At 55.3% G+C, this 5,387-nt stretch carries 2 tRNA genes and 3 rRNA genes; all 5 read right to left on the minus strand.

What is annotated here, in order from left to right:
* Positions 1-64 precede the first annotated feature (64 nt).
* The 5 genes from rrf to ACMZ6R_RS19915 all read right to left on the minus strand — a co-directional run bounded on the left by rrf (position 65) and on the right by ACMZ6R_RS19915 (position 5,001).
* Positions 65-179 (minus strand): 5S ribosomal RNA (gene rrf, locus ACMZ6R_RS19895).
* Between the two features lie 45 nt (positions 180-224).
* A 23S ribosomal RNA gene (locus tag ACMZ6R_RS19900) occupies positions 225-3,148 on the minus strand.
* A gap of 73 nt (positions 3,149-3,221) precedes the next feature.
* A tRNA-Ala gene (locus ACMZ6R_RS19905) sits at positions 3,222-3,297 on the minus strand.
* Positions 3,298-3,305: 8 nt separating this feature from the next.
* Positions 3,306-3,382 (minus strand) — tRNA-Ile (locus ACMZ6R_RS19910).
* A gap of 70 nt (positions 3,383-3,452) precedes the next feature.
* Positions 3,453-5,001, minus strand: a 16S ribosomal RNA gene (locus ACMZ6R_RS19915).
* Together the 16S, 23S and 5S rRNA genes with 2 tRNA genes alongside form the textbook arrangement of a ribosomal RNA operon.
* Positions 5,002-5,387: the final 386 nt, after the last annotated feature.

The following is a 5,387-nucleotide window of genomic DNA, read 5'->3' on the forward strand; positions in this document are numbered from 1 at the left end:
TTTGCTTGGGCATAAAAAAAGCCCCGGAGATTCGATTTGAATCTTCGGGGCTTTTGAAAAAGAGCCCTGGCGGCGACCTACTTTCCCACGCAAGAGTACGCAGTATCATCGGCGAAGGAGGGCTTAACTTCCGAGTTCGGAATGGGGTCGGGTGTACCCCCTCCTCTATGACCACCAGGACAAATATATAAGTTAAAATAAGGGATGGGATTGTTTGGATGGCAAAAATCAAGTCGAACGGACTATTAGTACCGGTTTGCTGAGAACATTGCTGTACTTGCACATCCGGCCTATCAACCAGGTAGTCTACCTGGGTCCTTCAGGGAGAACTCGTCTTGAGGCGGGCTTCCCGCTTAGATGCTTTCAGCGGTTATCCCTTCCGAACGTGGCTACCCTGCGATGCCGTTGGCACGACAACAGGAACACCAGGGGTTCGTTCATCCCGGTCCTCTCGTACTAGGGACAAACCCTCTCAATTCTCCAACGCCCACGGAAGATAGGGACCAAACTGTCTCACGACGTTTTAAACCCAGCTCGCGTACCACTTTAATCGGCGAACAGCCGAACCCTTGGGACCTGCTCCAGCCCCAGGATGTGATGAGCCGACATCGAGGTGCCAAACCGCATCGTCGATATGAACTCTTGGATGCGATCAGCCTGTTATCCCCGGCGTACCTTTTATCCATTGAGCGATGGCCCTTCCATGCGGGACCACCGGATCACTAAGGCCCACTTTCGTGCCTGCTCGAGATGTCTCTCTCACAGTCAAGCTCCCTTATGCCTTTGCACTCGACGGCTGGTTTCCAATCAGCCTGAGGGAACCTTTGCATGCCTCCGTTACTTTTTGGGAGGCGACCGCCCCAGTCAAACTACCCGCCAGACAATGTCCCCGAGCCGGATAACGGCATCAGGTTAGAAGCTTAGACAATCGAGGGTGGTATTTCAAGGTTGGCTCCGCCGACGCTAGCGCGCCGGTTTCACAGCCTCCCACCTATCCTACACACGAGTGCCCAAGCTCCAATGTCAAGCTGTAGTAAAGGTGCACAGGGTCTTTCCGTCTTTCCGCGGGTAGACGGCATTTTCACCGCCACATCAATTTCACTGAGTCTCTGGTTGAGACAGCGTGGAGATCGTTACACCATTCGTGCAGGTCGGAACTTACCCGACAAGGAATTTCGCTACCTTAGGACCGTTATAGTTACGGCCGCCGTTTACCGGGGCTTCGGTTTAGAGCTTCGCTTGCGCTGACTCCACCCCTTAACCTTCCGGCACCGGGCAGGTGTCAGTCCGTATACGTCGTCTTACGACTTCGCACAGACCTGTGTTTTTAGTAAACAGTCGCCACCACCATTTCTCTGCGGCCCCCTCAGGCTTACGTAGCAAGTACTTCACCAAAGGGGGCACCCCTTATCCCGAAGTTACGGGGTCATTTTGCCGAGTTCCTTAACCAGAGTTCTCTCAAGCGCCTTGGGATACTCTCCCCGCCCACCTGAGTTGGTTTACGGTACGGTCTGCTTGTGCTAAACTTAGAAGCTTTTCTCGGCAGCATAGGATGAGTCACTTCAGCCTTACGACACGGCATCACGTCTCGGCCTTGAAGGAGAACGGATTTGCCTATTCTCCAAGCCTACACGCTTGCACCGGCACATCCAACGGCCGGCTGACCTACCTTCCTGCGTCCCTCCGTCGCACACACAAACAGGTACAGGAATATTAACCTGTTTTCCATCAGCTACGCTTTTCAGCCTCGCCTTAGGGACCGACTCACCCTGGGAAGATTAACTTTACCCAGGAAACCTTGGGCTTACGGCGAACGGGTTTCACACCCGTTTTATCGTTACTTATGCCAGCATTATCACTTCCCATTAGTCCAGCAAGCTTTACAACTTGCCTTCATCCCGTCTGGGAACGCTCCCCTACCGTCCATCCGAAGATGGACTCGAGGCTTCGGTACCATGCTTAGCTCCGTTACATTTTCGGCGCAGGACCACTAGACCAGTGAGCTATTACGCTTTCTTTAAAGGATGGCTGCTTCTAAGCCAACCTCCTGGCTGTCAGAGCGGTCCCACTTCCTTTCCCACTGAGCATGGATTTGGGAACCTTAGCCGTCGATCTGGGCTCTTACCCTCTTGACCCTGGACCTTCGCACCCAGAGTCTGACTCCCAGGCAATAAAAGAGCGGCATTCGGAGTTTGATAGGGTTTGGTAACCTGGTGGGGCCCCTAGCCCTTTCAGTGCTCTACCTCCGCTCTTCCTACCTGAGGCTATACCTCAATATATTTCGGGGAGAACCAGCTATCACCGAGTTTGATTGGCCTTTCACCCCTATCCACAAGTCATCCCAATGGTTTTCAGCCCATATGGGTTCGGTCCTCCACTCGGTTTTACCCGAGCTTCAACCTGCTCATGGATAGATCACCCGGTTTCGGGTCTTCCTCGCCGTACTGAACGCCCTATTCAGACTCGCTTTCGCTGCGGCTCCGGCAGTTTAGCCTTAACCTCGCACGACAAGGAAACTCGCTGGCTCATTATGCAAAAGGCACGCTCTCACCGGGCAAGCCCGGCTCGAACCGCTTGTAGGCAATCGGTTTCAGGTTCTCGTTTCACTCCCCTCACAGGGGTTCTTTTCACCTTTCCCTCACGGTACTGGTTCACTATCGGTCGCTGAGGAGTATTTAGCCTTGGAAGATGGTCCTCCCGGATTCCCACGAGATTTCACGTGTCTCGTGGTACTCAGGTACCTCCAGCGCCACTTTCGGTTTCAGGTACGGGGCTTTCACCCTCTCTGGCGCGCCTTCCCAGACGCTTCCCCTGCCTAATTGTGGATCACTTGATGGAGGCCCTACAACCCCAGACGCACGGATGCGCCTGGTTTGGGCTCTTCCCGGTTCGCTCGCCGCTACTTCGGGAATCTCGCTTGATTTCTTCTCCTGCGGGTACTGAGATGTTTCACTTCCCCGCGTTCGCTTCCCAAGACCTATGTATTCGGTCAAGGGATAACGGGACATGACTCCCGTTGGGTTTCCCCATTCGGACATCACCGGATCAAAGCACGTATGGCTGCTCCCCGGTGCGTATCGCCGCCTACCGCGTCCTTCATCGCCTCTCAGCGCCAAGGCATCCACCGATTGCCCTTAATTACTTGGCTTTTGCCAATAAATCCCATCCCTTATTTAACTGTCAAAGATCATGTCGCGCTGGTCCGATTCACACACCACTTCTGGTGGAGGTGAACGGGTTCGAACCGATGGCCTCCTGCGTGCAAGGCAGGCGCTCTCCCAGCTGAGCTACACCCCCGGTAATCGTGGTGGGCCTAGATGGACTTGAACCATCGACCTCACGCTTATCAGGCGTGCGCTCTAACCACCTGAGCTACAGGCCCATTGGCGCGACGTTGCAAGAACTTGGGGTCCTTGCAATTAAATAGCGAGTTGGGTTTTTTTGTATCCATAAAAGGAGGTGATCCAGCCGCAGGTTCCCCTACGGCTACCTTGTTACGACTTCACCCCAATCATCAGCCCTACCGTAGACGTCTGCCTCCCGAAGGTTAGCCTGACGGTTTTGGGTAGAACCGACTTTCGTGGTGTGACGGGCGGTGTGTACAAGGCCCGGGAACGTATTCACCGGAGCATGCTGATCTCCGATTACTAGCGATTCCGACTTCACGGGGTCGAGTTGCAGACCCCGATCCGGACTGGGACGGGTTTTTTGGGATTGGCTCCACCTTGCGGTCTCGCAGCCCATTGTACCCGCCATTGTAGTACGTGTGTAGCCCTGGGCGTAAGGGCCATGATGACTTGACGTCGTCCCCACCTTCCTCCCCGTTGACCGAGGCGGTCTCCCTAGAGTGCCCGACATTACTCGCTGGCAACTAAGGACAAGGGTTGCGCTCGTTGCGGGACTTAACCCAACACCTCACGGCACGAGCTGACGACAGCCATGCAGCACCTGTCACCCCGTTCCCCGAAGGGCACTCCTCCGTTTCGGGAGGATTCGAGGGATGTCAAACCCAGGTAAGGTTCTTCGCGTTGCATCGAATTAAACCACATACTCCACCGCTTGTGCGGGCCCCCGTCAATTCCTTTGAGTTTCAGCCTTGCGACCGTACTCCCCAGGCGGGATGCTTAATGCGTTAACTGCGGCACCGAAGATCGCTCCCCGACACCTAGCATCCATCGTTTACGGCGTGGACTACCAGGGTATCTAATCCTGTTTGCTCCCCACGCTTTCGCGCCTCAGCGTCAGTACCTGTCCAGGTGGCCGCCTTCGCCACCGGTGTTCCTCCGGATATCTACGGATTTCACTCCTACACCCGGAATTCCGCCACCCTCTCCAGGACTCAAGCCTCCCAGTTTCGAACGCAATTCCCCGGTTGAGCCGAGGGCTTTCACGTCCGACTTAAAAAGCCGCCTACGCGCGCTTTACGCCCAGTGATTCCGATTAACGCTTGCACCCTCCGTATTACCGCGGCTGCTGGCACGGAGTTAGCCGGTGCTTCCTTTGGAAGTACCGTCAGCCCCAAGCCCTATTCGGACTTGGGGGGTTCTTCCTTCCCGACAGAGGTTTACGACCCGAAAGCCTTCTTCCCTCACACGGCGTCGCTGCGTCAGGGTTTCCCCCATTGCGCAATATTCCCCACTGCTGCCTCCCGTAGGAGTCTGGACCGTGTTTCAGTTCCAGTGTGGCTGATCATCCTCTCAGACCAGCTACCCATCGTAGCCTTGGTAGGCCATTACCCCACCAACAAGCTAATGGGACGCGGACTCATCCAAATGCGACAGCTTGCAAGCAGAGGCCGCCTTTCCTCCAACCGAAATTGGAGCGTATCCGGTATTAGCGGCAGTTTCCCGCCGTTATCCCGAACGTTTGGGCAGATGATCCACGCGTTACTCACCCGTGCGCCGCTCTACTCAGGGACCGAAGTCCCCTTTCTCGCACGACTTGCATGTGTTAAGCACGCCGCCAGCGTTCAATCTGAGCCAGGATCAAACTCTCCAGTTTAAATCCTTATAGCTGAAACTTAAGGTGCGTTGCCGCACTTTAAGCATGGCTTACTAAAATCACCCAACTCGCTATTTAATTGTCAAAGACCCCGGCCGCCCCGAGGCGACCCGGCCCGCCTTTGGGCGAACCGTCGTGAGCCCCGGGTAGTTACTCCCGGCCGCTCACCGTGTCAACATCTTTTTTCAACTTTCCGTGCCGCCGTTTGCGGCCCGTCCGTGTTCCGGTTTCCCGTCGCGGAGGTGTGCTTTTACGCATCCCCGAGCGGCCCGTCAACACTTTTTTTCAACTTCGTTCGATTGCTTTCGCTTTCGAACCGTGCCCGGTTTCCCGAAGCAGAGTCGGACTGTTTACCCGCTCGCTCCCGGCCCGTCAACACTTTTTTT

The sequence above is a fragment of the Solidesulfovibrio sp. C21 genome (genome assembly GCF_047785625.1).
Lineage (GTDB): Bacteria > Desulfobacterota > Desulfovibrionia > Desulfovibrionales > Desulfovibrionaceae > Solidesulfovibrio.